General features: G+C 70.9%; 23 protein-coding genes and 1 riboswitch. Of the genes, 10 read left to right on the top strand and 13 right to left on the bottom strand.

The annotated features are described in order from the left end of the window. Positions 1 to 21: 21 nt before the first annotated feature. The 8 genes from STRVI_RS06315 (at position 22) to def (ending at position 9,510) form a co-directional block, all read left to right on the top strand. Positions 22 to 837, top strand: a complete 816-nt coding sequence (locus STRVI_RS06315) for an SOS response-associated peptidase (RefSeq protein ID WP_014054785.1) — start codon at positions 22 to 24, stop codon at positions 835 to 837. Beyond that, entirely contained in the window at positions 837 to 1,520 is a 684-nt protein-coding gene (locus tag STRVI_RS06320; protein WP_014054786.1) for an alpha/beta hydrolase family protein, read from the top strand. The genes STRVI_RS06315 and STRVI_RS06320 overlap by 1 nt, the downstream gene beginning before the upstream one ends. A gap of 295 nt (positions 1,521 to 1,815) precedes the next feature. After that, entirely contained in the window at positions 1,816 to 2,505 is a 690-nt protein-coding gene (locus tag STRVI_RS06325) for a sigma-70 family RNA polymerase sigma factor (protein ID WP_043235475.1), read from the top strand. Continuing rightward, positions 2,502 to 2,819 carry a mycothiol system anti-sigma-R factor gene (rsrA, locus tag STRVI_RS06330; RefSeq protein ID WP_014054788.1) on the top strand — a complete coding sequence of 106 codons (318 nt, stop codon included), beginning with the start codon at positions 2,502 to 2,504 and terminating at the stop codon, positions 2,817 to 2,819. The genes STRVI_RS06325 and rsrA overlap by 4 nt, the downstream gene beginning before the upstream one ends. Positions 2,820 to 3,174: 355 nt before the next feature. Beyond that, positions 3,175 to 4,635, top strand: a complete 1,461-nt coding sequence (locus STRVI_RS06335; protein WP_014054789.1) for an HD-GYP domain-containing protein — start codon at positions 3,175 to 3,177, stop codon at positions 4,633 to 4,635. A gap of 1,175 nt (positions 4,636 to 5,810) precedes the next feature. Further along, on the top strand, positions 5,811 to 7,073 hold the full coding sequence (locus tag STRVI_RS06340; RefSeq protein WP_043235477.1) for an HD domain-containing protein: 1,263 nt from the start codon (positions 5,811 to 5,813) through the stop codon (positions 7,071 to 7,073). A 233-nt stretch (positions 7,074 to 7,306) separates the two neighbouring features. After that, complete coding sequence (locus STRVI_RS06345; RefSeq protein ID WP_014054791.1) at positions 7,307 to 8,293, top strand: tetratricopeptide repeat protein; 987 nt, start codon at positions 7,307 to 7,309, stop codon at positions 8,291 to 8,293. Between the two features lie 587 nt (positions 8,294 to 8,880). Then, on the top strand, positions 8,881 to 9,510 hold the full coding sequence (gene def, locus STRVI_RS06350; RefSeq protein WP_043235481.1) for a peptide deformylase: 630 nt from the start codon (positions 8,881 to 8,883) through the stop codon (positions 9,508 to 9,510). Positions 9,511 to 9,569: 59 nt separating this feature from the next. Here def and STRVI_RS06355 read toward each other — a convergent pair whose 3' ends face one another. The 5 genes from STRVI_RS06355 to STRVI_RS06370 all read right to left on the bottom strand — a co-directional run bounded on the left by STRVI_RS06355 (position 9,570) and on the right by STRVI_RS06370 (position 14,568). Continuing rightward, the gene (locus STRVI_RS06355; protein WP_014054793.1) at positions 9,570 to 10,592 is read right to left on the bottom strand and encodes a ribonucleotide-diphosphate reductase subunit beta; all 1,023 of its coding nucleotides are present in this window, start codon (positions 10,590 to 10,592) and stop codon (positions 9,570 to 9,572) included. After that, positions 10,583 to 12,997, bottom strand: coding sequence for a ribonucleoside-diphosphate reductase subunit alpha (locus STRVI_RS06360; RefSeq protein WP_014054794.1), 2,415 nt, complete (start codon positions 12,995 to 12,997; stop codon positions 10,583 to 10,585). Before STRVI_RS06360 ends, STRVI_RS06355 begins: the two co-directional genes overlap by 10 nt. Before the next feature lie 136 nt (positions 12,998 to 13,133). After that, positions 13,134 to 13,293: riboswitch (cobalamin riboswitch) on the bottom strand. A 180-nt stretch (positions 13,294 to 13,473) separates the two neighbouring features. Next, complete coding sequence (locus STRVI_RS06365) at positions 13,474 to 13,980, bottom strand: GNAT family N-acetyltransferase (protein WP_014054795.1); 507 nt, start codon at positions 13,978 to 13,980, stop codon at positions 13,474 to 13,476. Between the two features lie 84 nt (positions 13,981 to 14,064). Next, the gene (locus STRVI_RS52515) at positions 14,065 to 14,229 is read right to left on the bottom strand and encodes a DUF7196 family protein (RefSeq protein ID WP_014054796.1); all 165 of its coding nucleotides are present in this window, start codon (positions 14,227 to 14,229) and stop codon (positions 14,065 to 14,067) included. A gap of 51 nt (positions 14,230 to 14,280) precedes the next feature. Further along, positions 14,281 to 14,568: a hypothetical protein gene (locus STRVI_RS06370; RefSeq protein WP_014054797.1), complete on the bottom strand. Its 288-nt coding sequence runs from the start codon at positions 14,566 to 14,568 to the stop codon at positions 14,281 to 14,283. A 472-nt stretch (positions 14,569 to 15,040) separates the two neighbouring features. On the opposite strand from STRVI_RS06370, the gene STRVI_RS06375 reads away from it, so the two are divergent. Further along, complete coding sequence (locus STRVI_RS06375; protein ID WP_014054798.1) at positions 15,041 to 15,955, top strand: IPT/TIG domain-containing protein; 915 nt, start codon at positions 15,041 to 15,043, stop codon at positions 15,953 to 15,955. Positions 15,956 to 16,158: 203 nt separating this feature from the next. Here the strand turns inward: STRVI_RS06375 and STRVI_RS06380 are convergent, their stop codons facing one another. From STRVI_RS06380 to STRVI_RS06405, 6 genes are all read right to left on the bottom strand, one after another. Then, complete coding sequence (locus STRVI_RS06380; RefSeq protein WP_014054799.1) at positions 16,159 to 17,316, bottom strand: serine hydrolase domain-containing protein; 1,158 nt, start codon at positions 17,314 to 17,316, stop codon at positions 16,159 to 16,161. 344 nt (positions 17,317 to 17,660) lie between these two features. Continuing rightward, positions 17,661 to 20,030: an LPXTG cell wall anchor domain-containing protein gene (locus STRVI_RS06385; protein ID WP_014054800.1), complete on the bottom strand. Its 2,370-nt coding sequence runs from the start codon at positions 20,028 to 20,030 to the stop codon at positions 17,661 to 17,663. 172 nt (positions 20,031 to 20,202) lie between these two features. After that, positions 20,203 to 20,925 (bottom strand): DUF6333 family protein, encoded by a 723-nt coding sequence (locus STRVI_RS06390; RefSeq protein WP_014054801.1) that lies wholly within the window; start codon positions 20,923 to 20,925, stop codon positions 20,203 to 20,205. Positions 20,926 to 20,955: 30 nt separating this feature from the next. Then, on the bottom strand, positions 20,956 to 21,156 hold the full coding sequence (locus STRVI_RS06395) for a DUF397 domain-containing protein (protein WP_014054802.1): 201 nt from the start codon (positions 21,154 to 21,156) through the stop codon (positions 20,956 to 20,958). A gap of 10 nt (positions 21,157 to 21,166) precedes the next feature. Next, entirely contained in the window at positions 21,167 to 21,367 is a 201-nt protein-coding gene (locus tag STRVI_RS06400; protein WP_014054803.1) for a DUF397 domain-containing protein, read from the bottom strand. Between the two features lie 10 nt (positions 21,368 to 21,377). Next, positions 21,378 to 22,229, bottom strand: a complete 852-nt coding sequence (locus STRVI_RS06405; RefSeq protein WP_014054804.1) for a helix-turn-helix domain-containing protein — start codon at positions 22,227 to 22,229, stop codon at positions 21,378 to 21,380. Positions 22,230 to 22,382: 153 nt separating this feature from the next. Between STRVI_RS06405 and STRVI_RS06410 the strand changes: the two genes are divergently transcribed. Beyond that, positions 22,383 to 22,874 (top strand): ATP-binding protein, encoded by a 492-nt coding sequence (locus STRVI_RS06410; protein WP_014054805.1) that lies wholly within the window; start codon positions 22,383 to 22,385, stop codon positions 22,872 to 22,874. A 113-nt stretch (positions 22,875 to 22,987) separates the two neighbouring features. Here the strand turns inward: STRVI_RS06410 and mctP are convergent, their stop codons facing one another. Both mctP and STRVI_RS06420 read right to left on the bottom strand, forming a co-directional pair. Continuing rightward, positions 22,988 to 24,601, bottom strand: a complete 1,614-nt coding sequence (gene mctP / locus STRVI_RS06415; RefSeq protein WP_014054806.1) for a monocarboxylate uptake permease MctP — start codon at positions 24,599 to 24,601, stop codon at positions 22,988 to 22,990. Beyond that, entirely contained in the window at positions 24,598 to 24,858 is a 261-nt protein-coding gene (locus tag STRVI_RS06420; RefSeq protein WP_043235484.1) for a DUF3311 domain-containing protein, read from the bottom strand. The genes mctP and STRVI_RS06420 overlap by 4 nt, the downstream gene beginning before the upstream one ends. Positions 24,859 to 25,048: the final 190 nt, after the last annotated feature.

The raw sequence follows: 25,048 nt of genomic DNA on the forward strand, positions 1-25,048 counted from the left end.
GGTCGTGGCAGTGTGGCACCTATGTGCGGTCGATATGCAGCGAGCCGGAAGCCGGAGGATCTCGTCGGCATCTTCGGAGTGGAGAAGTGGGAACCGGAGGAGACTCTGGCGCCGGACTGGAACGTCGCGCCCACCAAGGACGTGTACGCGGTGCTCGAACGCCCTCTTAAAGACGCAGACGAGCCGCGCCCGGTTCGCCAGCTCAGGGCGCTGAAGTGGGGGCTCGTGCCCTCCTGGGCGAAGTCGCCCGAGGGCGGCGCGAAGATGATCAACGCACGGGCCGAGACCGTGCACGAGAAGCCCTCCTACCGGCGCCCGTTCGCCTCCCGGCGCTGCATCCTGCCCGCCGACGGCTACTACGAGTGGGTCACCGCGGCGCAGGAGCGGCAGCTCGAGGAGAAGGGCAAGCGCAGGCCCCGCAAGCAGCCGTACTTCGTGACCCCGGTGGACGGCTCGGTGATGGCCATGGCCGGGCTGTACGAGTTCTGGCGGGACCGGACGCTGCCGGACGATCATCCGCGCTCGTGGTGGGTGACCTGCACGGTGATCACGACCGAGGCGGACAAGGAGCCCTTCGGGGGCGTGGGCCACGACGAGGGACCGCGGTCGCTGGCCGAGATCCATCCCCGGATGCCGCTGGTTCTCACCGAGGACCGCTGGGCCTCCTGGCTGGATCCCGCCCGCACCGACCCCGACGACCTGCTGCCGCTGCTGGCGCCGCCGCCCTCCGGGCTGCTGCGGGCCTATCCGGTGGCGACCGGGGTGAGTGATGTCCGTAACAACGGCCCCGAGCTGCTGGAGGAACTCGAGGCCCCGGAGGAGGGCACGCTGTTCTGATGGCCGCCAAGAAGACGGAATCGCCCGAGGTGACGACCGAGACGGTGACGACCGAGACGGTGCCGACCCCGGCCGGGGACGCCCGGATCACCTGGCATCACGCGCCCGGCGCCCATGCCCTGCTCGCCGCGAGCCACGGCGCCGGCGGGGGCATCGAGGCGCGCGACCTGCGCGCGCTGGCCGCGGTGCTCCCCGGGCGCGGGGTGAGCGTGGCGCTGGTCGAGCAGCCGTGGCGGGTGGCGGGCAAGAAGATCGCGCCCGCGCCCTCGACCCTGGACACCGGATGGCGCGCCCTGTGGCCCGCGCTGGAGAAGGCCGGGCTGCCGATCGTGGCGGGCGGCCGCAGCGCCGGGGCGCGGGTGGCCTGCCGGACCGGCCGGGAGCTGGGCGCGAAGGCCGTGCTGGCGTTGTCGTTCCCGCTGCACCCACCGGGCAAGCCGGAGCGGTCCCGGGCCGATGAGCTGCTGGCCACGGGGGTGCCGACGCTGATCGTCCAGGGCGGCCGGGACCCTTTCGGACGGCCGGAGGAGTTCCCCGAGCTGCCCGCGGACATGGAGCTCGTGACGGTGCCGTACGGCGATCACGTCTTCGGCCTGCCGAAATCGGCGGACCTCGACGAGCCCGCGGCGCTCGCCCTGATCACCGGCGCCGTCGCCGACTGGCTGCCGCGCGCCCTGGCCTGACCTGGGCGGGCCGGGGGAGCCGGGGCCGGGCGCGGGAATGCGACGGAGGGGTCCCGTGTTGTAAGGGCCGTTGGTACTCACCGTGTAAGAGGCACTGATACGCGGAATACGAGGAAAGGGAGATTCCCGCATGGGTTCGCTTGCTTGCCCGGCCCGTCCGCACGGCGCTGACCTCGACTGGTCGCAGCTCCAGGCGGCACAGGCTGTGAAGATCGGAGCGGCGGGCGCACCGGATCGTCGTCTATTCTCCGATTCGAGCGGGTCCACATCCGGACCCGACGCGAAGCTGGAGGAGGTGGGTCAGGTCACTGGGACCGACGCAGGGACCGACGGCGTTACCGAGGGAGAGCCGGTCGAGCGGTCGCAGGAGACGTCCTCGGAGCGCAACGCGCGCTTTGAGCGGGACGCCCTTGCCTTCCTGGACCAGATGTACTCGGCCGCGCTGCGGATGACGCGGAACCCGGCCGACGCCGAGGACTTGGTGCAGGAGATGTACGCCAAGGCGTACGGGTCCTTCCACCAGTTCCGTGAGGGCACCAACCTCAAGGCGTGGCTGTACCGCATCCTGACCAACACCTTCATCAACTCGTACCGCAAGAAGCAGCGGGAGCCCCAGCGCAGCGCGGCCGAGGAGATCGAGGACTGGCAGCTCGCGCGCGCCGAGTCGCATATGTCGACCGGTCTGCGGTCCGCCGAGTCGCAGGCCCTCGACCACCTGCCCGACTCCGATGTCAAGGCAGCCCTTCAGGCCATCCCCGAGGAGTTCCGCATCGCGGTCTATCTCGCGGATGTCGAGGGCTTTGCCTACAAGGAGATCGCGGACATCATGGGTACACCCATCGGTACGGTGATGTCCCGACTGCACCGTGGGCGCCGCCAGCTTCGCGATCTGCTGGAGGACTACGCCCGTGGGCGCGGGCTGGTCCCCGCGGGCGCGGCCGCCGGGGCGGACGAGTCGCACGATCGGAAAGGCGCGGACTCATGAGCTGCGGAGAGCCGCATGAGACGGACTGCTCCGAGGTTCTCGATCACCTCTACGAGTTCCTCGACCACGAGATGCCGGACGGCGACTGCGCCAAGTTCGAGGTGCATTTCGACGAGTGCTCTCCCTGCCTGGAGAAGTACGGCCTCGAGAAGGCCGTGAAGAAGCTCGTGGCGCGGTGCTGCGGCCAGGACGACGTGCCCAGCGACCTCCGTTCGAAGGTCATGGGGCGGATCGAGCTGATCCGCGCCGGGCAGGTGGTGCCCGAGCGTGAGGTCACCGCGGAGACGAACGCTCCGAGCACCGCCCAGGAGTGACCACCGCCCAGGAGTGACCACCGCCCAGGAGTGACCCCCGGCCAGGAGTGACCCCCGGCCTTGAGCGCCGGTGGATCGTCCCTCGATGACCGTTCGTCGATGGGGCGCGTTGAACGACTGCCCGTCGACCGTCCGTCGATTGATCGTCAGCCGATCCTCGACCGGTTGGTTGATCGTCAACGAGCCTGGCGGGTTCCCGGCCCCACCTTCGGTGATCAGATCATCACTCGAAGGGGTGTAATCGGACAGTCCCTCCGATCTCATCCGCCCCAGTCCGGCCTAAGCTCCCCAACCACCTGACCCGCCCCCGTCCTGGAGGGGCGGCGCAACGGACGTGGATGGGGAGGAGGACACCGTGCGGGCACTTCCCCACGGGGCGCGCGCCTATGTCCTGTGCGCCGTGCTCGCCGGGGGGCTCTGTGCCGCCCCGGCCGTACGGCCCGGAGCGGCCGTCCCCTGGGCCACGGCCGCCCTGCTCGCCGTGGTGCACGCGGTGGGCTCCAGGGTCCGCGCCCGCTGGCCCGAATGGTGCAGCCCCGTCCTTCTGGCCGGGGCTTTTCTGCTGCCGCCCGCCGCCGCGGCGCTGGTCGCCGTGCCGGGTGCGCTGCTCGCCCGCGTCGAGCGGCCCCCGGCCGGGACACGGCGGGCCTGGCGCGCCGCACGGCTCTCGCTGGCCGTCTGGGCCGCCTCGTGCGCCTTCGCGGCTCTGGGCGGCTCTCGGGCCCTCAGCGCCCTGTGGGCGCTCGGTGGCGGCGCACAGGACCCCGCTGCGCAGCTTGCCGTCGCCGAGGCATCCGGTACGCCCGGCTTTGCGTACGCCCTGGCGGCCGCCGTCGCCGCCGCGCTCGTTCTGGGCCTGACCGCCACCGCCCTGGAGGGCGGGGTGCTGGTCACCGCCGAGCGCCACTCCCCGCGCGCCGCCTGGTGCGGCCGGCTGCCCGGTGCGCTCGCCCCGTATCTGGTGCACGGGCCCGCCGGGCTCGCCATGGCGGTGCTCTGGCGCAGCCCTTACGGACCGGCGGCGGCCCTGCTGGTGCTGCTGCCGATGTACGTCTGCGCCTGCGGATTCGTGCTCTACCGCCGCGAGAGCGCCGCCCATCAGGCCACCATCCGGGCCCTGGTCCAGGCGGTCGACATCAAGGACCGCTACACCCGGGGCCACAGCGAGCGTGTCGGCCGGGCCTCCGCGATGATCGCCCGCGAGCTGGGCATGAGCGGCGACCGGCTGGAGGTGGTGCGGATCGCGGGCATCCTCCACGACGTGGGCAAGCTCGGCGTGCCCACCCGGCTGCTGCGGAAGAACGGCCCGCTCACCCCCGATGAGCGCCGGGTGATCGAGCTCCACCCCGAGTACGGCGACGAGATGGTGCGCGGCATCGGCTTCCTGGGCGAGGCGCGGGCCGCGATCCTCCACCACCATGAGCGGCTGGACGGCAGCGGCTATCCGTACGGGCTCGCCGGGGCGCAGATCCCGGAGTTCGCCCGGGTGGTCGCGGTGGCGGACGCCTTCGACGCGATGACCTCCACGCGTACGTACCGCAGGGCCCGGCCGGTGGACACGGCCGTGGAGGAGCTGAAGCGGTGTGCGGGGTCGCAGTTCGACCCCCGGATGGTGCGGGCCCTCAGCACCGCCCTGGACCGCCACGGCTGGCATGCGGCGGTCACCGCGGACGCCCCCGAGGAGCGCGGAAACGTCCCGCCAGATCCTTTGAGCCCGCCGCTGGAGCTGCCGCCCCTGGTACGCGCGGCGGCTTCCGGCTCGGCTGACGGCCCCGAGCCCCGTCCTGGCCTCGGCGCCCCCGGCGGTGGGCCATGAGCCCCAAGCAGGACCCGCCCACCGCCCCCGGCGGCTCGGACCGGGACCCCCGGCCCGCCCGGCGTCCCCGCCGCGCCGCCCCGGACGGCCCCGGGGTGGCCCCGGCACGGGCCGGAGGAGAGCCAGTCTCGCCGGACGCAGCAGTCGCCCCGGGTGGCCCGGAAGCCTCGGGCGGGGGCGGGGGCCGTGGCACGACCCGCCCCGGACCGGGTGACCGGGACGAGAGCGCGGCCCAGTGGCCATCCCGGGCGGCCCGCTCCACCCCGGCACCGGCCGCACCTCGCCTCCCGAAGGCCCTCCGCGGCAGCCTCGGCTGGCTCGCGGAACGACACGACCGGGCCCTCCGCCGCGCCGCCCCGGACGGCCCCGGGGTGGCCCCGGGACGGGCCGGGGGAGAGCCCGTCTCGCCGGACGCAGCAGTCGCCCCGGGTGGCCCGGAAGCCTCGGGCGGGGGCGGGGGCCGTGGCACGACCCGCCCCGGACGGGGTGACCGGGACGAGAGCGCGGCCCAGTGGCCATCCGGGGCGGCCCGCTCCGTCCCGGCACCGGCCGCACCTCGCCTCCCGAAGGCCCTCCGCGGCAGCCTCGGCTGGCTCGCGGAACGACACGACCGGGCCCTTGACCGCGCCCGCGGACAGCAAGGCGAGCCCGCGACCGCCCGTAAGGAGGCCCGGCCCACGGCCGCCGACGCGGGCGGTGGTCCGGCTGCGGACCGCGAGGAGGGCCGCGGCGGGGGCGTCCGTAAGGGAGGCCGGGGCGAGAACGTCCACGAGGAGGGCCGGGCTGCGGGCCTCCCCGGGGGAGACCAGGGCGCAGGCGCCCGCCAGGCGAGCCGTAGCGCGCGCGTTAGCGGGAAGGGCCGTGGCGCGGGCCTCCCCGAGAGAGGCAGGGACGCGGGCGGTCGCGAGGAAGGGCGGGGCGCGGCCGTCCGTAAGGGCGGCGTGGGCGTCCGCGAAGAGGGGCGGAGAGCGGGTGTCCGCAAGGGCGGTCCAGGCGTCCGCCGGGCGGGCCGCGGCGCGGGTGTCCGTAAGGGCGGCGTGGGCGTCCGCTGGACGAGCCGCGGCGCGGGTGTCCGTAAGGGAAGCCGGGGCGCGGGCTACCGCGAAGACGGCGTGGGTGCCCGGGCCCGGGAGCGCATATCGGGGCGCCGTTATGGCGGCCTTACCGTTGTCGCCGTGTATGGCGCGGCCGGGGCGCTTGCCGTGGTCGCGCTCGTGTGGACCGAGTGGCACGGGGTGCGGCAGCCGGAGGCGGCGTTGGCCTTCGGGGCGCTCATCGCCGTAGGGGAGGCGATCCGGTGCGTGGAGGCTCCGCCCGCCCTTCCGGGGGGTAGTGGGGTGCCCGATCCGCGTGGGGAGCCCGCGCCCGTCGCCGCCGCGGGTGCCCTCGGCTACGCCCTGCTGGGGCGGCTCGGCGGGGAGCCGACCACACACGGTGTCCTCCAGGTGGTCACCGTCGTCGTGGCCGCCTCCCTGGCCGGGCTGGTGGCGCCGCTGGCGCTGGGCTGCCCGGTCGACCCCGGCCACACCGCCCGCCGGGTGCTCACCGTCGCGTTCGCCGCCATCTGTTTCCAACCGCTGCACCGGACCGGCCTCTTGGGCTCCTGGTTCGGCCACAGCCCGTATCTCGTCGGCTATTTGCTCGCCCTGCTGGCCCTCACCGCCCTGTGTGACGCCGTCCTGGCCGCCGCGCTCGCCCGCGCCCGTACCGGCTGGCCTTACGGACCGCTGCTCCGCGACGAGCTGCGGTCGCTGCCGGGCGTTGCGGCGGCGGTCTGCGCGACCGCGGTGGTGATGCCGCTCACCGTGGCCGTCGCCGGGCTGTGGCCGGTGCCGGTGCTGGCGGTGCCGCTGCTGCTGATCCAGTACTCCTACCGCCGCTACGCGGGGATACGGGCCACCTACCGCCAGACCATCGCCTCCCTGGCCCGGTCGACCGAGATAGCCGGGTACACCCCGACGGGCCACGCCCGTGAGGTGGCCGCGCTCAGCCGGGCGGTGGGGCGTGAGCTGGGGCTCTCCGAGCCGCGGCTGACCGTGCTGGAGTACGCGGCGCTGATGCACGACATCGGCCAGCTCTCGCTGCTGGACCCGGTGCCCGCCGGGGCCACCGAGCCGCTGCCCGCCGCCGAGCAGCGCAAAATCGCGCTGCTCGGCGGCGCTGTGGTCCGCCAGACCGGGGTACCCGCCGAGGTGGCACAGGTCGTGGAGCGCCAGGCGGACCCGTACCGCGAGCAGCCACTCGCCGCGCGTATCGTGCGCGCGGTGAACGCGTATACCGAGCTGGTCAGCGGGCCAGGGGCCGAGGGTGCGGCCGGGGCGGCCGCCCTGCGCGCCCTGGAGCGGCTGCGGCTGGCCACGGCGCGCGACTTCGACCCCATCGTGGTCGAGACGCTCGCCACGGTGCTGTCGCACCAGGTGTACGGCCGGCCCCGGTGAGAACTCGCCGGTAATAAGCGGGCCTCCCGAGGGGCATGGTTGGATGCGAGGAGAGGGGTGCCAGGCCGAATGGCCGGTGGCAAGGAGGTGTGGAGGGCTTCGCATCCCGGCCGGAGGGTGAGGGGCCGGGCTGAGATGTCCGCGAATGTGTGGCAGGTTGTCTTCGAGGGAGGGCGACGCCGTCCGCGAAGGCATCTGGTACGGGACGACTTCGATACCGGCAGGCGGGAATCGTGAAGATCTTCGGCAAGGTACGGCACCGGCCGTCCGCCTCATGGCGGCAGGCCACGGACCGTGCGTTCACGCTCATCGGCGACGGCCGGTACGAGGACGCGGGAGCGCTGCTGACCCGCGCCGCCGACCTGGAGCCGTGGCTGTCGGAGTCCTGGTTCAACCTGGCGCTGCTGCACAAGTTCCGGCACGACTGGGAGCAGGCGCGCGCCGCGGGGCTGCGGGCGGTCGCGCTGCTGGACCGCGAGACGGGCGCTCCGGACTGGTGGAACGTGGGAATCGCGGCCACCGCGCTGCAGGACTGGCCGCTGGCCCGCCGCGCCTGGCAGGCGTACGGGCTGAAGGTGCCCGGAGAGGCGTCCGCGTCCGGGGAGCCGCTCGGCATGGAGCTGGGCAGCGCGGCGGTAAGGCTGTCCCCGGAGGGCGAGGCCGAGGTCGTCTGGGGCCGCCGGCTGGACCCGGCCCGGATCGAGGTGCTGTCCATCCCGCTGCCGTCGTCCGGGCGGCGCTGGGGCGAGGTGGTGCTGCACGACGGCGTACCGCACGGTGAGCGCGTGACCTCCGCGGGTCCCTCGTACCCGGTCTTCGACGAGATCGAGCTGTGGGCGCCGTCCCCGGTGCCGACCTGGGTGGTGCTGCTGGAGGCGGCCACCGAGGCCGACCGGGACGCCCTGGAGCGGCTCGCGGCGGACGCGGGCTTCGCGGCCGAGGACTGGTCGTCGTCGGTGCGGCTGCTGTGCCGCTCCTGCTCGGAGAGCCGGATGCCCAGCGACGAGGGCGAGGGCGAGCATCTGGACCCGCACGACCACAGCGAACCGGGCCACCCCGGGCCGCTGGGCCACCGTATGGCGGGCTCGGGTTCGCTGTGGGTCCCCGAGCGCGAATGCGGGATCGCGGCGCCCGGTGGGCTGGTGCGGGGGCTGCTGGACGGCTGGGTCGCCGACAGCCCGGACACCCGCGAGTGGCGGGATCTGGAAGAGGTCTGCTGACCGCCTGGCGGCTGGCGGCTGCCCTGGGGGCCTAGGGGGCTCGGCGGGCCGTGACGCCTGCGGCGGGCTGTCCCCTCCCCGCCCCTTCCCGAAACCGGGGCTCTGCGCCGGGCTCCGGATTGGGGCTCTGCCTCGGGCTCCGGATTGGGGCTCTGCCTCGGGCTCCGGATTGGGGCTCTGCCTCGGGCTCCGGATTGGGGCTCTGCCCCGGGCCCCGGATTGGGGCTCTGCCCCTTCCCGAAGCATCGATGTGCGGCTCCGCCTCGTGGTGGGACGCCGCCCCAGACTCCGGCCGGGCGACGCGGATGTGCGCGGGCCTCCGCCCGGCCATCCGCTGCCGCGACGATCGCCTCCTCGGCAGCCGGGGTCCAGAGGCGGAGCCCTGCCACGCGGCGGAGCCGCATATCGATGCTGCGGGAAGGGGCGGGGAGGGGAGAGACCCGCCGGATACCCCCTAGCCGACCTGTACGCCCCACCAGGGCCCGTGGAGGCCCGCTCACAGCGCGTAAGCACACCGCGCCCGGGCGCGTCGTGCCCGTACCCTGTAGGGCAACGCATCACGGTTGAGGGAAGGCACACGGCGGACGATGTCGCAGCAAGGGACGAAACAACAGGTGGTCGACGATTTCGTCGTGGACACGGAGGACTGCGAGGAGCGTGAGCGGGCCTTCCGCGAGCGCGGCACCGCCCGCCCGATCACCGTTTACGGCAACCCGGTCCTGCACAAGGAGTGCCGGGACGTGACCGTGTTCGACGAGGAGCTGGCGCGGCTCGTCGACGACATGTTCGCCAGCCAGCGGGCGGCGGAGGGCGTGGGCCTGGCCGCCAACCAGATCGGTGTCGACCTTAAGGTCTTCGTCTACGACTGCATGGACGACGAGGGCGTTCGCCATGTGGGCGCGGTGTGCAACCCGGTGCTGGAGGAGCTGCCCGCCGACCGCCGGGTGCTGGACGACTCCAATGAGGGCTGTCTGTCGGTCCCCACGGCCTATATGGAGCTGGCCCGCCCCGACTACGCGGTGGTGCGCGGCCAGGACCTCGACGGCGAGCCGATCGCGGTGCGCGGCACCGGCTACTTCGCGCGCTGTCTGCAGCACGAGACCGACCACCTGTACGGCTACCTGTACACCGACCGGCTCTCCAAGCGCGACCGTAAGGATGTGCTGAAGCAGATGGCCGAGGGCACCGCCCGCTACGAGACGGTGCCCAACGACTGAGTGTGCCGTACTTCACAGGGCGGGCCGGACCCAGGCGGGGTCCGGCCCGCCCTGTGGCATCAGAAGTCGTCGTCGAAGGCGACCGAGCCCTCGACCGCGACCTGGTAGGCCGAGGCGCGGCGCTCGAAGAAGTTGGTCAGCTCCTGGACGTTCTGCAGCTCCATGAAGGAGAACGGGTTCTCCGAGCCGAAGACCGCGGGGAAGCCGAGGCGCATCAGGCGCTGGTCGGCAACGCACTGCAGATACTCCTGCATCGACGCGGTGTTCATGCCCGGCAGCCCGTCCCCGCACAGATCGCGGGCGAACTGCAGCTCCGCCTCGACGGCTTCCTTCAGCATGTCGGTGACCTGCTGCCGGAGCTCGTCGTCGAAGAGGTCCGGCTCCTCCTCGCGGACGGTGTCCACGACCGAGAAGGCGAACTCCATGTGCATCGACTCATCGCGGAACACCCAGTTGGTGCCCGTCGCCAGGCCGTGCAGCAGCCCGCGCGAGCGCAGCCAGTACACGTACGCGAAGGCGCCGTAGAAGAACAGCCCCTCGATGCAGGCCGCGAAGCAGATCAGGTTGAGCAGGAAGCGGCGGCGGTCCTGCTTGGTCTCCAGCCGGTCGATCTTCTCCACCGAGTCCATCCAGCGGAAGCAGAACTCCGCCTTCTCCCTGATGGAGGGGATGTTCTCGACGGCGGCGAAGGCCGCGGCGCGGTCGTCCGGGTCGGGGAGGTAGGTGTCCAGCAGCGTCAGATAGAACTGGACGTGCACCGCCTCCTCGAAGAGCTGCCGGGACAGATACAGCCGCGCCTCGGGGGAGTTGATGTGCTTGTAGAGCGTCAGCACCAGGTTGTTGGACACGATCGAGTCGCCGGTCGCGAAGAAGGCGACCAGACGGCCGATCAGATGCTGCTCACCGGGGGAGAGCTTGGCGAGGTCGGTGACGTCGGAGTGGAGGTCGACCTCCTCCACGGTCCAGGTGTTCTTGATCGCGTCGCGGTAGCGGTCGTAGAACTCCGGGTACCGCATCGGCCGCAGGGTGAGTTCGAAGCCCGGGTCGAGCAGGTTCTTGGTGTCACTCATGGTTACTGGCATGCCTCGCAGGACTCGGGGTTTTCCAGGGAGCAGGCGATGGCGTCGGCCTCGGCCGGAGCCTGCTGTACGGGGATGAGGGCAGGGGCGGGCGCGGTGGCGGCGGCGCCGCCGCCACGGGCGCTCTGGGCGATCCGGGTGGCCGGACGCGAGCGCAGGTAGTACGTGGTCTTGATGCCGCGCTTCCAGGCGTACGCGTACATCGAGCTGAGCTTGCCGATGGTCGGCGAGGCCATGAAGAGGTTCAGCGACTGGCTCTGGTCGAGGTACGGGGTGCGGGCCGCCGCCATCTCGATCAGGGCGCGCTGCGGGATCTCCCACGCGGTGCGGTACAGGTCCCGTACGTCCGCGGGCACCCAGGAGAACTCCTGGACCGAGCCGTTGGACTCGCGCAGCGCCTCGCGGGTATGGGCGTCCCAGACGCCCAGCTTCTTGAGGTCGTCCACCAGATACGAGTTGACCTGCAGGAACTCCCCGCTGAGCGTTTCGCGCTTGAAGAGGTTGGAGACCTGCGGCTCGATGCATTCGTAGACGCCCGCGATGGAGGCGATGGTCGCGGTCGGCGCGATCGCCAGCAGCAGCGAGTTCCGCATCCCGGACTTCGCCATCCGGGTGCGCAGCGCCTCCCAGCGCTCCGGCCAGGTGGCCACCGCGTCCGTGTAGTGGTCCGGGTGCAGCACACCGCGCGCGGTGCGGGTCTCGGACCAGGCCGGGTGCGGGCCGTGGCGCTCGGCGAGCTCGCAGGACGCCTCGTACGCGGCGAGCATGATGCGCTCGGAGATCCGCGTGGAGAGCGCCTTGGCCTCGGGCGAGTCGAACGGCAGCCGCAGCCGGAAGAAGACGTCCTGCAGCCCCATCAGGCCCAGACCCACCGGGCGCCAGCGGGAGTTGGAGGCCCCGGCCTCGTCCGTGGGGTAGAAGTTGATGTCCACCACGCGGTCGAGGAAGGTCACGGCGGTGTGGACGGTGGCGTCCAGGCGCTCCCAGTCCACCTGCCCGTCCTCGTCCAGGTGCGCGGCGAGGTTGACCGAGCCGAGGTTGCACACGGCGGTCTCGCCGTCGTTGGTGACCTCCAGGATCTCGGTGCACAGGTTCGAGGAGTGGACGACCCTGCCGGGCTCGGCGGTCTGGTTGGCGGTGCGGTTGGCGGCGTCCTTGAACGTCATCCAGCCGTTGCCGGTCTGCGCGAGGGTGCGCATCATCCGGGCGTACAACTGCCGCGCCGGGACCTGCTTGACCGCCCGCCCCTCGGCCTCGGCCTTCCGGTACGCGGCGTCGAACTCGTCGCCCCACAGGTCCACCAGAGCGGGCGCGTCGACCGGGGAGAACAGCGACCAGTCGGCGTCCGCCTCGACCCGGCGCATGAACTCGTCCGGGATCCAGTGGGCGATGTTCAGGTTGTGGGTACGGCGGGCCTCCTCGCCCGTGTTGTCCCGCAGCTCCAGGAACTCCTCGAGGTCCGCGTGCCAGGTCTCCAGGTAGACGCAGGCCGCGCCCTTGCGCCGGCCGCCCTGGTTGACGGCGGCCACCGAGGCGTCGAGCGTGCGCAGGAACGGCACGATGCCGTTGGAGTGCCCGTTGGTGCCCCGGATCAGCGAACCGCGCGCCCGGATACGGGAGTAGGACAGGCCGATGCCGCCCGCGTGCTTCGACAGCCGCGCCACCTGGTGGTAGCGGTTGTAGATCGAGTCCAGCTCGTCCAGCGGCGAGTCCAGCAGATAGCAGGACGACATCTGCGGATGCCGGGTGCCGGAGTTGAACAGCGTGGGGGAGCTGGGCAGATACGACAGCGTGCTGGTCAGCCGGTACAGCTCGGCCACGTCGTCCAGCGCCCGCTCCGAGAGGTCCTCGGCGAGCCCGCAGGCCACCCGCAGCAGGAAGTGCTGCGGGGTCTCGATCACCTGACGGGTGATGGGGTGGCGCAGCAGATAGCGGCTGTAGAGGGTGCGCAGTCCGAAGTAGCCGAAGCGCTTGTCGGCGCCGTCGGCCAGGGCCCGCTCCACCAGCGCGTCCAGCCGTGCGGCGTGGGCGGCGGCGAACTCCGCGGTGGAGTCGGCGAGCAGGCCCTCACGGTGGCCCACCTGGACGGAGGTGGAGAAGGAGACCGCGCCCTGCCCGGCCGCCTCCTCCGTGATGGTGAGCGCCAGCAGCCGCGCGGCCAGCCGCGAGTACTCCGGCTCCTCGGCGATCAGCCCGGCGGCCGCCTCAATCGCCAGGCCGCGCAACTCCGCCTCGTCCGAGCCGGGATGGCGGCCGCGCAGGGCGGCGGCCGCGACCTTACCGGGGTCGGTGGCAGGCAGGTCGGCGGTGAGTCCGGTGAGGGTCCGCAGCAGGGCGGTTCCGGGCGCGTCGTGCGCTGCCTGAGAAACCGCCTGCTCTGAAACCGGATCTGCGGGCGCGATGGTCACTGAGGTGCTCTCCCTCGCTCGGCCGGGGCCACGAGGGGGTGCGATGGGCGCGTACGGGCATGCCGATGCCGTACTCCTCGTACGTCAGGCACACCACGCAGCGTCCATCGGCCCAACCCTCGAGGCCGGGGGACGTGTTCACACAGGGCTGTCGGCAGGTGCTCGGACTTACGGGCACGCCGCATAAGCGCACACGTACACCGTTGCGGGACAGTTCCGGATTCCCACCGGATTTCCCTGCGGCGGCAGCGAGGACGAGCATACATCTTGTGTCGGCCGACGCACGCACCCCCATATCTTGTGTCGCGAGGTGCGGAGTTTCGCATGAATGTGCTAATGCGTTCCGAAGGTGGCCCGTGACCTGGGGCCCGTGGCGGGGCGTGGCCCGGCGCGCACGCGAGTCCGTAGCCCGGCGCGCGAGAGCCCGTTGCCCGGCGCGCGAGAGCCCATGGGCCCAGGGCGCGCGCCGCCGGTCGTCACAGCTCCACGGTGAACGCCCACAGGGTGAGCTCCAACTTGGCTATCGGCGACCAGTCCCGCTCCGGGGCTCGTACGAACCCCAGCCGACCGTACAGCCGGTGGGCGGCGGTCATGGACTGCTGGCTGCTGATCACGATCCGCCGCAGCCCCAGCGCGCGCCCCCGGTCCAGGCAGGCGCGCACCAGCGCCTCGGCCGCCCCGCGCCGCCGCGACTCCGCCCGCACGGCCAGCATCCGGAACTCGCCCTCGCCGGGCCGGGCCAGCTCCGCATACGCCCCGCCGTACACGGCGAACGCCACGGCCCCCAGCACCTCGTCACTCGCCGCGTCCGCCGCGACCAGCAGCTCGGCCTCGGCGGCCCGGCGCCGGGCGTCGCGCAGGGTGGTGAGATATGGATCACTGTCGCCGAAGTCCAGGAGCCCGTCCCCGAGATACACCTGCGCGGTGAGCTCGCCGATTCCGTCCAGTTCCTCGTCCCGCGCGCGTCTGATCGTGATGTCCATGTCCGCAGTCTGCCGCACACCACTGACAGCGGGGCCGCCATGCCGCCGGCGCCGGTCTTCGGCGTTACTCGCCGCGCTTCGCCGTCACTGGACGGCGGTGTTGATCACTCCGGTGGAGCCCGCGCGCTTATTGGCGGCGTCGGCCTCCTGATAGGTGAAATAGCGCCGGACCGTGCCGTCCGGCAGCGTCAACTCATAGACGACAACGGGTCGCGGGCCACGTGCCCCTCCGCCGCAGTTGCAGGCCATGGCTGCCGTTCCTTTCCCTCGAGTCTCCCTCGAGCCCAGTGCAGGTCGGTGTCAGTCCAGCCACCGCGAGGCGACCCCGGCGAGGTAGGAGAGCGTCAGGGCGGTGGCCGGGAGGTGGAACCACGCGGTGGTGTGCAGCAAGGAGGCGTAGACGGCGATGGCTGCGGCGACCCAGGTGCTGGTGCACCAGCCGCAGTTGACGAGGTAGGAGGGCCGGGAGTCGTCGCCGAAGCGGTCGGCGACCCAGGTTCTGAACCCCGCCGCCAGCGTGTCCTTGGTGATGAAGCGGGTGATACGGCAGGTGGTGCCGAGGGCGAGGAGGAACGCGGCGAGGCTCATCGGATCGCTCCCTCCCCGGGTGGTCCCGCACGGGTTGGCACTGCCGATGTCACTCATTAGAGGCACGGTGGAGGACGGCAGGCCATACTCCGGCCGCGCGTTCCCCCGAATAGCGGAGCGCTTGTCATACAAGCTCGCCGCCGGGCGCGCCCAGATGCGCCAAACGAGTGATGGCAGCCCTGGAACCTTGAGCGACGGGGGTGGGCGTGGATAACTGGAAACGTGCCGCCGAGGGTGCCCCATACCTCGTAGGCCATCCAGGAGCCGGGCGTTCGTCCCGTAGTTCCGCTCTCATTCGGCGCATCGCTTCCGCGCCCTGACCGGCCGCCCGGCGGCTTTCCGTTCCTCCGGTGCCGGCCTGCCTCGACCGCGCCTGCCACGACGCGGCGACGACGAGGCGTTGACCAGCGGCCTGCCCACGACATCGGCATGCCGTCGGCGCACACCCGACCCCTCCCCGGGAGGACCAACCATGACCTCGACCGCTCTCGCGACCGCCGCCCCCACCGCGGCCAACTGGCCCCCGTCGCAGGTGGGGCCGCCGTTGCTGCTGTCCGTGGTGCCCAACTCGGGCCCCGCCGCCGGTGGGAACCTCGTCCAGCTCAACGGGCAGAACCTGCGCAATGTCATCAGCGTGACCTTCGGCGGCGTGCCCGCCCAGATCGTCAGCCAGAGCAGTTCCGGTGGCGGTGACTGGGGCGGCGGCTGGGGCGGCGGTGGCTGGCCCGGTGGCGGCTGGCCGGGCAACCCCACCAACGACGTCATCGTGGTGATAGCCCCGCCGCACGCGCCCGGGTCCGTCCAGGTCCTGGTCACCACCACCGCCGGCACCAGCAACAGCCAGGTGTACACCTACGTGGCGCCGACGCCGCCCACCGCCTTCTCCATCACTCCGACCGTGGGGCCGACCACCGGCGGCACCCTGTACCTGATCACGGGCACCAACCTGACCGGTGTCACCAGTGTCACCTTCGGCGGGGTCCCGTCGGCCATCCTGACCATCAACCCGGGCGGGACCAGCCTGATCGGCATCACCCCGGCAGGCCCGCCCGGGGGCGGCACCGTCGCTGTGGTGCTGAGCGGCCCGAACGGCACCGCCGCCGTCCCCGGCGGTTTCACCTACTTCGTCGCGCCGCCCGCCCCGGCGCCCACCAACATCACGCCCGCCACCGGACCCGCCGCCGGCGGCACCGCGTTCACCATCAACGGCACCAACCTCGGCAGCGTGCTGGGCGTGCTGTTCAACGGCGTTCCCGCCACGGGTGTGACCGCCACCGCCACCACGGTCACCGGCACCACCCCGCCCGGGGTGCCCGGCACCGCGACCGTCACGCTGGTGACGGCCACCGGGACCGTCACCGTCCCCGGCGGCTTCCTCTACGTCTGACGCGCACATCCGGCCGAACCGTGCCGGTCATCGGGCCCCTTCCATCAGGGCCCGGTGACCGGCGACGTCCGTTCGAACTGCTGAGGACTCACCGGTCACCTTCCGTGAGCACCGCGCCGGGGCCGCCGAGCGGCACTATGCCGCCTCCGCGCCGAGGGGCTGGTCCCCAAGGCCGTACTGGGCCCCTATGGGCCGTCTTGAGCTCAGCGGCAGAACGCCCGGTCCACGTCCGTGTCCACGTGCCGCATGACCGCCGGGTCGCCCGGCTGCGTGGTCACCGCGAGCTCGGCGGCGCGGCCGTCGTCGGTGGCCCCGCCCCGGGTTTCGTAGCCCGTGGTGCTGCCGCCGTGGCCCCAGTAGACGCCGCCGCACGACAGCGGCTTGCTCACCAGGCCCAGCCCGTAGCGGGCACCGGGACCGAAGTACGCGGCGGGGACGGTCGTGCGCATCTGGGCGAGCTGGGCCGCCGGGAGGAGACGCCCGGACAGCAGCCCGGAGAAGAAGCGGTTGAGGTCGGAGTTGGTGGACACCATCTGCCCGGCCGCCCAGCCCCAGGAGGGGTTGAGCTCCGTGACGTCCTGCCAGGGTGCGTCGGCCGAACTCCGGTCGTAACCGTGGGGGTGGCGCTCGCGGATGTCCACCTCGCCGGGCTTCGGGAAGTAGGTGTGGCGCAGCGCCAGGCGCTTGATGACGCGCCGGTCGACCTCCTCGGCGTACGAGTGTCCGGTGACCTTCTCGATCAGCATGCCGGCGAGGACGTAGTTGGTGTTGCTGTACCGCCAGCTCGTTCCGGGTTCGAAGTCGGCCTTGTGCCGGAGGGCGGCGGCGAGCAGCTCGGGCGGGGTGTAGGAGCGGGGCTCGTCGTCGAGGTACGGGACGTAGTCGGGCAACCCACTGGTGTGCTGCAGCAGGTGGCGAACCGTGATGCGACGCCCGTCGATGCCTTCGCCGCGCACCAGGCCGGGCAGGTAGGTCTCGATCGGCGTGTCGAGGCCGACCTTCCCCTCGGCGACCAGCTGCAACACGACCACGGCGGTGAACGTCTTGGTGTTGCTGCCGATGCGCACCTGTCCGTCCGGGGGCACCTCGGCGCCGGTGGCCAGGTCGCCGATCCCGGCGGTGTAGGTACGGGTGTGACCGTGCCGGTCCCGCACGCTCGCCAGCGCGGCGGGGACTCCATCGGCATGTACCAGCGCGTTCAGTCCCTGCTGGACGCCGCGGTCCGGGCGGGCGCCGGCGAAGGCCGCCTGCGGCGCCAGGGCGCCGATCATCACGGCCCCCACGGCGACAGCGGCACCGGCCCCGCGCCACCCGTGCCCGCATCGGGCCGAACGAACCTTTTGACCTGCCTGTTTGCGCACGAGTGAACTCCTGGGAAGTCTCGCGAAACCGGCCTTCAGCTTTTCCGATCACGATCGCTCGGGGCGATCCTGCTGTCCCGCCGGATCAGCGTCCGGCTGCCTGTAACGAACGTGGTGGGGACAGCCCCCGGGTCAGCACCGGCTCGACGTCGGAAGCGGTCGCCCGGGCCGCCTCCGGCACATGGCCGGTCAGCGCCTCACCTGGGATGCCGGCGGCAGGTCGCGGGTTGTCGGCCGGCTCGCCGGCCGGAGCCCCTTTTCGGGGCCCCGGCCGCGTGCTGATGTGCTCGCACGATCGAGGAGCCGTCCCCGGATCAACGAGCCACCGATTCCAGCGAAACCGACTAGCCGTCCTGGGTGGTCTTGCGGCGCCGCATCCACCACACCAGCGTTCCGCCGACCGCTGCGAGAGCCGCGGCGATGCCCGCGATCAGAGCCACAGGGGTGTCGGATCCGGTGTGGGCGAGGTTTCCGTCCGGGTCCTTGGTGGCGGGGGGCTGGCTGCCGTCGCCGCCGCCCGGGGTGGACGGGTCGGGCGCCGGAGTGGTCGGCTGGTCGGTCGGTTTGTCCGTGGGCTTATCGGTTGGCGTCGGCGTCGGTGTCGGAGTGGGCGTCGGGGTGGGGTCGTCGCCGGGGAGCTTGCCGGAGGTGCCTCCGAGATAGGTGGTCTCGGTGTCCCGGTAGGTCGTTTCGGCACCGGTGGAGGTCTTGGTGGTCTTGTCCAGGCCGCGGTGCTCGAGGTTGAACTGGGTGCGGCTGATGTTCCGCTTGGGGGCCTTGGAGAAGTCCACGCCGCCGACGGTGATCACCCAGACCTCCTGGCCCTTGGTGAGTTCGTACTTGAACTCGCCCTCGGTGAAGATCTTCCGGTACTTGTCGAAGACCTGCTGTTTGTCCCAGTCCTGGTGCGGGGCGCGCAGCGGCCACCGCTTGACGTCGTTGCTGTTGATGATGTTGTGGAAGTCCGTCGGCGACACCGCGTCCTTACGGCGGATGTACTCGGCCGCGACGCGGGCGTTGTAGACCCGGCGCAGGTCGGCGTACTGCGGCTCGGTGTTGATCCACTTCTCGACGAGCGGGACCACGGTGTTGTGGAGGACGCGTTCGTTCTGCTCGATCTCGGCCTTGGTGAGGTCCTTGGCACAGGAGTTGCCGCCGCCGGGGCCGGGAGTGTTGATGTCCATGTACTCCGACTGGAGCTTCAGCGGCGCGTCGAGGATGTAGACGCCGCCGTCCTGCTCACGGACCTTGGCCGTCTTGGGCTCGATCCAGTTGCGGCCGGAGTTCAGGCAAGGCCAGCCGTTGCGCTTGACCAGGCCGTCCCACGCCGCCTTGCCGGTTTCGGTCTTGGGGTCCATGGCCTTGAAGAAGTCGTGCTTGAGGCGAAGGTCGGCCTCCAGCAGCACACGGCCCGCGTCGGTGGACGCGAACTTGCTGTCCATGATCGTCTCGGGCTGGTCCGGGTTGAGGTTGACCCAGAACTTGTCCGGCGTCAGCGCGAGCCAGGTGAACATGGCGTCCGAGGACATCGACAGCTTGGCGTCCCCGCCGTAACCCGGTTTGCTGTCGGGGTCCTTGGCGTAGTCGGCTTTCATCGAGTAGTTGAAGCCCTTGCCCTTCACGGGGGCGCCCACGTAGCTGAGTTCGAGGCTGGAGAAGTCGATGCCGCCGGGGCCGCGCATGAAGTACCCGCGCGAGTTGTTCCCGTTGTAGATGCGCTGGAGCTTCTGGGCCTCTTCCAGGGACTTCCCCGACCGGAGTGCCTGGTCGATGATCGGGCCGCGCATGCCGTTCTTGCGCGGGTCGGGGTTGAACCGCGGGTCGTAGCGCGTGTAGTTGTTCGGGTTCTGGGTGCGCTCGATCGCGTTCGAACGGCGCTCATTGATCCCGGCCACCGTGCGGGTGGTCTGGCGGTCCTGCTGGATGTCCTTGTTGAGCTGGGCGATCCGCCCCTTCGTGGCCTGGTCGGTCCGCGCACCGGTCAGATACCGGTTGGTGACGTCCTTGTTCTGCTTGGCGATCTGCCGGTCGGCGTCGACCTGCTTCTGCTGGACCTCGCCGTTGGACTTGCCCTCGACGTGCACGTCGGTTCGCCGGTTACGGGCGTCGACCCAGCGGCGCTTCTTGTTGCCGTTTTCGTCGGTGTAGTCGACGGGGTCCTCACACCACCAGTCGGGGCCGATCATGTTGTACTTCTTGACCATGCGCCCCATGAAGGCTTCGCCGCGGTAGTTGTTGCCGGGCTTGCCGATGTACTTCACGTCCAGATAGCGCCTGAAGTCCGTGTATCCGCCCCGCTTAAGCTGCTCCTGGTAGCGGGCGTAGATCTCCATGACGCGGTCGGCCGGCTTGCCGGACTTGTTGGCGATCCGCTGCCACTTGCGGTAGTCCGTGCCCGCCTTCTCGAGTTGCTTCTCCGTGGGCGGGAGGACGCCGTCGTATGCCTTGGCCGGGTTGTCGTAGGTGTAGGTCTCGTCGTTGGGCCAGGCGTCGTACTCCAGGTTGTCCGGGGGTCCGGAGTTCGCCGGAGTGCGGTCGAATTTCTGGCCCAGGTACTTCTCGTCACAGCGCTGCGTGCGGGGCTTGGCCTCGGCCTCGTCGGTGTGGAGGCCGGGCAGACCGGTCAGCGTCACGGCGCTCGCCGCGGTGAACGCGACCACCAGGCGCGCCCAGAGGCGCCGTGGATGCGTGGGTTTGGATATGAGGCTGTTCAACGTGCGCCCTCCCCCTGAGAGCCCCCGTTCAAGACCGCGGCGCGCAAGAGGGCTCCGAGACTGCGTCTAGGTGTTGGTTGCGCCGACGACGCTTCACGTTAAGGGGCGGGGCGCGTGGTGTTCCGGGTTTTTTACGGCGTGTCCGCGTCAAGTTCTCCTGGTTCCCGAATCGTTACTGATCGAACCAGGTGTCTTCCATCGAAACGACGGCATCCTCGGTGCGCCGCACACGGAAGACGGAAGCCGTCAGGCCGCGCCGGTCGGTGGGCGACACAGCCTTGAGCGCAAGACCCGCGAGGGCGTCCCACGCGAAGCTTCCCGGCGCGTGGGCCGGGTCGACCCCGGCAGCGGCGGCCTGCTCCGGGGTGATCCCGAAGGCATCGAGAACCGCGGTCACCTCGCCCACGACATCCCAGTCCTCCTCACCGGCGAAACCGGCCGCGAAGATGCGGGCGCCGCCGGGGTGCACGATCTTCCAGGTGCCGTAGTCGGCGCCGGGAAGGTCCATGTCGGCGGCGGCGACGATGACCGCGTCGGGGTAGCGCTCGGCGAGCGCTTCGGCCTGCTCCTCGATGGGGAAGCTCTCGGACAGGCCGATCAGGGCAGGGTCGTTGATCTGGATGACGCCGCCCCAGCAGCCGACCCGGATCACATCCAGGTCGGCGCGGGTGTCCACGTCGATGAGTTCGGTGGCGGGAATCGCCCCTTGGTACTCCAGGACCCGCTGTACGGTGCCGAACGCTTCCGCGAACGACCGCGCTCCGGCCTCGTCGTGGGCCTCCAGCACGCCCTCTGGGCCGGGGAACGGCGGCTGTACGACGGTCAGGGTGAACTCGCCGTGCCGCTCCACGGGTTCATCGGCGGGGTAGTCCCACAGGGTCTCCTCGTCAGACATGGATGACACCGTAGCGGGCCGCCCCCGCCCTCACGCTCTGCCGAGGTGGTCGAGTCGCCCGGACTTGGCGCTGCGTATGAGGGCGTCCAGGGCGTGGGGGGTGGTGGTGAGGATCGTGTCGGGTTCGTCGCTCTCGCGGAGTCGGATGGTGGCGTTGTCGGGTACGGAGACGTACAGGCAGGCGTTGCCTGCGGAGCTGTACGAGGACTTCTGCCAGTGGTGGGTGCGCATTCGGCCCGCCCTATGCCTTGGCGAGGTGGTCGAGTTGCCCGGCCTTGGCGCTGCGTATGAGGGCGCTCAGGGCGGTGGGGGTGGTGGTGAGGATGGTGTTGGGTTCGTCGCTCTCGCGCAGTCGGATCGTGGCGTTGTCGGATGCGGAGACGTAGAGGCAGTTGGCCCCTTGGGAGCTGTACGAGGACTTCCGCCAGTGGTGGGTGCGCATGTGTTCCCTCTCAGGTGTCCTGCGCGATGTCATGGATCAGGTTGCGCGACTTCGCGGGCTCAAGGGCGCAGCTTTCCATCCGGTCCAGCACCGAGCGATACATCACCAACTTGGCCTCCGCGTCGATGAACTCGCAACCGTGGTCCGTGTCCAACTGGACGGTATCGAGCTGCGGCACCGGGCCGTGAGCATAGACGATGGGCTGGCCCGAGCCGGGGAACGTGCCGCCGCCGAAGGGGATCACCAGGATGGTGATGTGGTCGTGTTCGCTCATCTCGATGAGGTGGTCGAGCTGCTCGCGGGTTGTCTCCGGGCCACCGAAACCCATGCGCAGGGCGGCCTCGTGGAGGACGACCGTCAGCGGGATCGGCTGGTCCCCGTAGAGGACCGCCTGCCGCTTGATGCGAAACGAGACCCGGTGCTCCACTTCGTATCCCGCCAGGGGAGGAATGGCCTCGCTGAAGATGGTGCGCGCGTGCTGGGTGGTTTGCAGCAGGCCGGGCATGTGGACCACCGATGCGATGCGCAGGTCCGCCGCGTGGTGCTCCAGTTCGGCAAGGTCGAGCAAGCCGGGGACGAGGATCTCCCGGTATTCCTCCCACCAGCCACGGGTACGGCCTCCGGTCATGGCGGCCAACTCATCGACCAGCCGAGTGTCCGCGCAGGTGTAGTTGCACGCCATGGTGCGGACGCGATCGGCGCCCACGGCGTACCGCCCGGCCTCGATGTTGCTGATGCGGGATTGGTTGACGCCGAGGAGCGAGGCGGCCGCGGTGGTCGACAGGCCGGCGCGATCGCGGAGTTTGCGCAGCTCGGCGCCCAGTCGTTGCTGACGCAGCGTCGGGGTGGTGCTCGACGGCATGGTTCGTCCTCCTGGTCGGCACACAGTGTGCACGTGTCACCCACACAGGGCAACTTGGCCCGCATTTCGTCGCCTGAATGGAATATAGGCCATTGCAAGCTCTACGGTGTGTGCCCGGACACAGCCCAACTCCACGCACAGACCGAAGACTTCATGCCCACCCCACCCCCGGAAAACCCCTGGTCGTACTCGCTGCGCCTGCCCCACGACCCCCGCGCCGCCGCCATCGCGAGGACCACCCTCCGTGCGGTCCTCGCCCGGCACGGCATGGGTGGCCTCACCGACCCCGCGACCCTCGTGACCAGTGAGGTGGTCACGAACGCCTACCGCCACACCACGGGTCCGGCCGAAATGCGCATCCGCGCCGTGGAGGGGCGTCTGCGGATCAGCGTGTGGGACACGAATCCGGATATCCCGCCGCCCTTCGACAAGCCCCCGGCCCTCTTCGACCGCTCGTCCGCCCTCGCCGAGGCCGCCGCGAACACCGAGGCCACGTACGGGCGCGGCCTGCTCATCGTCCGGATCTGCGCCGACAACTGGGGCGGCTACGCCCTCGCCGACGAGCTGTTCGGCAGGAGCGGCAAGCTGCTCTGGTTCGAACTCGCACCCCAGCCGCCCCGCGACGCCTACGAGATCGCCGCCTGAAACGCGCGGACATGGGCGGGGTCGGCGAAACGGCGAACGGGCCGTCGGCTCCCCGTCAGTCAGGGGGAGCCGACGGCCCGTTCGCCGTCAGTCGGCGCAGACCGCCGCAGGCGTCAGTGGCCGCCCGGGGAGCCCGCCGTGGCCGGCGGGAGGTCGGCCTGGACGCCCGGGTCGCCCGCGTCCGCCTTGTAGTCCGCGGCGGTGGTCTCGTCGATGCCGTCGGGGGCCTTGAGCGCGCGCAGCACCACCGTCAGGACGACGGTCACCAGCACGTTGAGCGCGATCGCGGTGAAACCGATGTAGCCGATCTCCCCGATGGCGGGCATATCGGCGGTGTTGCCGAAGTGCTTCTGGGTGCCGCTCGGGGTGTCGTACGCCTTCCACGTTCCGTAGACCATGCCGACCGCCCAGCCCGCCAGCAGCGCCCAGCGGTGGAACCAGCGGGTGAACAGGCCGCCCACCAGGGCCGGGAAGGTCTGGAGGATCCAGATACCGCCCAGGAGCTGGAAGTTGATCGCGACGGTCTTGTCCATGCCCAGCACGAAGATCAGCGCGCCGACCTTCACCAGCAGCGAGACCAGCTTGGAGACCTTGGTCTCCTCCTCCGGCGTGGCGTTCGGCCGCAGGAAGTCCTTGTAGATGTTGCGGGTGAAGAGGTTCGCCGCGGCGATCGACATGATGGCCGCCGGGACGAGGGCGCCGATGCCGATCGCGGCGAAGGCGATGCCCGCGAACCAGTCGGGGAACATGTCCTCGAAGAGCTGGGGGATGGCGAGCTGGCCGTTTTCGACCTGGACCCCGGCGGCGATGGCCATGAAGCCGAGCAGCGCCAGCAGCCCCAGCATCAGCGAGTACAGCGGCAGGATCGTGGTGTTGCGGCGGATCACCTGGCGGCTGCGGCTGGAGAGCGTCGCGGTGATCGAGTGCGGATACATGAACAGGGCGAGCGCCGAGCCCAGGGCCAGGGTGCCGTAGGCCCACTGGCCCTCCGCCGGGGGTGCGAGCGAACCCGTTCCCGCCTTGGTGAACTTGTCGTTCGCCGCGGCGAAGATGTCGTCGAAGCCGCCCAGCTTGATCGGGATGTAGATGATCGCCACCGCGATGACGATGTAGATCAGGGTGTCCTTGACGAAGGCGATCAGCGCGGGCGCGCGCAGCCCGGAGGAGTAGGTGTACGCCGCGAGGACGCCGAAGGCGATCAGCAGCGGCAGGTCCTTGATGAACCAGTTGGTGTTCTCCCCGCCGCCGACGCCCATCACGTCCAGCACCGCCTGGATGCCGACGAGCTGGAGGGCGATGTACGGCATGGTCGCGAGGATGCCGGTGACCGCGACGGCCAGCGAGAGCCCCTTGGAGCCGAAGCGGCCGCGGACGAAGTCCGACGTGGTGACGTACCCGTGCTTATGGGACACCGACCACAGCCGGGGCAGGAAGGTGAAGATCAGCGGGTAGACCAGGATGGTGTACGGGACCGCGAAGAAGCCGGACGCGCCCGCCGCGTAGATCGCCGCCGGGACGGCGACGAAGGTGTACGCGGTGTAGAGGTCGCCGCCGAGCAGGAACCAGGTGACCCAGGTGCCGAAGCTGCGGCCGCCCAGTCCCCATTCGTCGAGGTTGTTGGCGTTCTCGGCGCGGCGCCAGCGCGCGGCCAGGAACCCCATGGCCGTGACGACCACGAAGAAGAAGATGAAGACGGCGAGTGCGACGCCGTTCACTCCGCCGTTCATGCCGACTCACCCCCCTTGCGTGCCCGCTGCTCACGGCGGACCAGGATGTAGGCGACCGAGGTCAGCACGGCCGAGATGGGCACCCAGAGCATCTGGTACCAGTAGAAGAACGGGATCCCGATGAGGGTCGGCTCGACCTTGGCGTACGAGCCGACCCAGAGCATTCCGACAAAGGGTGCGATCAGGCACAGAGCGGCCACGACGCGCGCAGGCGTCACGACCGGTCTCCTGCCGGGTGAAGCGGACGTGTCTGACATGCGGCGGGCTCCAGTCCCCTCGGCTCATCACCTGCGGCACAGTCGATCACCTGGATCCCAGCTGATCATTTGTGTAATGCGCAGGAAATCTAAGCCCCCGGCCCGGCGGTCGTCACTACCCGTCCGTATATCGGTATGAGAAAGAAAGCAGGTCGCCGTGTACGGCCCAGCCGTAGCGTTTGCTCGGGCG

The organism is Streptomyces violaceusniger Tu 4113 (assembly GCF_000147815.2).
Taxonomy (GTDB): domain Bacteria; phylum Actinomycetota; class Actinomycetes; order Streptomycetales; family Streptomycetaceae; genus Streptomyces; species Streptomyces violaceusniger_A.

What these genes read in the sequence shown, in the direction of transcription:
- STRVI_RS06315 (WP_014054785.1), top strand. Translation starts at nt 22, where the DNA reads ATGTGCGGTCGATATGCAGCGAGCCGGAAGCCGGAGGATCTCGTCGGC.
- STRVI_RS06320 (WP_014054786.1), top strand. Translation starts at nt 837, where the DNA reads ATGGCCGCCAAGAAGACGGAATCGCCCGAGGTGACGACCGAGACGGTG.
- rsrA (WP_014054788.1), top strand. Translation starts at nt 2,502, where the DNA reads ATGAGCTGCGGAGAGCCGCATGAGACGGACTGCTCCGAGGTTCTCGAT.
- def (WP_043235481.1), top strand. Translation starts at nt 8,881, where the DNA reads ATGTCGCAGCAAGGGACGAAACAACAGGTGGTCGACGATTTCGTCGTG.
- STRVI_RS06355 (WP_014054793.1), bottom strand. Translation starts at nt 10,592, where the DNA reads ATGCCAGTAACCATGAGTGACACCAAGAACCTGCTCGACCCGGGCTTC.
- STRVI_RS06365 (WP_014054795.1), bottom strand. Translation starts at nt 13,980, where the DNA reads ATGGACATCACGATCAGACGCGCGCGGGACGAGGAACTGGACGGAATC.
- STRVI_RS52515 (WP_014054796.1), bottom strand. Translation starts at nt 14,229, where the DNA reads ATGGCCTGCAACTGCGGCGGAGGGGCACGTGGCCCGCGACCCGTTGTC.
- STRVI_RS06370 (WP_014054797.1), bottom strand. Translation starts at nt 14,568, where the DNA reads ATGAGCCTCGCCGCGTTCCTCCTCGCCCTCGGCACCACCTGCCGTATC.
- STRVI_RS06375 (WP_014054798.1), top strand. Translation starts at nt 15,041, where the DNA reads ATGACCTCGACCGCTCTCGCGACCGCCGCCCCCACCGCGGCCAACTGG.
- STRVI_RS06390 (WP_014054801.1), bottom strand. Translation starts at nt 20,925, where the DNA reads ATGTCTGACGAGGAGACCCTGTGGGACTACCCCGCCGATGAACCCGTG.
- STRVI_RS06395 (WP_014054802.1), bottom strand. Translation starts at nt 21,156, where the DNA reads ATGCGCACCCACCACTGGCAGAAGTCCTCGTACAGCTCCGCAGGCAAC.
- STRVI_RS06400 (WP_014054803.1), bottom strand. Translation starts at nt 21,367, where the DNA reads ATGCGCACCCACCACTGGCGGAAGTCCTCGTACAGCTCCCAAGGGGCC.
- STRVI_RS06405 (WP_014054804.1), bottom strand. Translation starts at nt 22,229, where the DNA reads ATGCCGTCGAGCACCACCCCGACGCTGCGTCAGCAACGACTGGGCGCC.
- STRVI_RS06410 (WP_014054805.1), top strand. Translation starts at nt 22,383, where the DNA reads ATGCCCACCCCACCCCCGGAAAACCCCTGGTCGTACTCGCTGCGCCTG.
- mctP (WP_014054806.1), bottom strand. Translation starts at nt 24,601, where the DNA reads ATGAACGGCGGAGTGAACGGCGTCGCACTCGCCGTCTTCATCTTCTTC.
- STRVI_RS06420 (WP_043235484.1), bottom strand. Translation starts at nt 24,858, where the DNA reads ATGTCAGACACGTCCGCTTCACCCGGCAGGAGACCGGTCGTGACGCCT.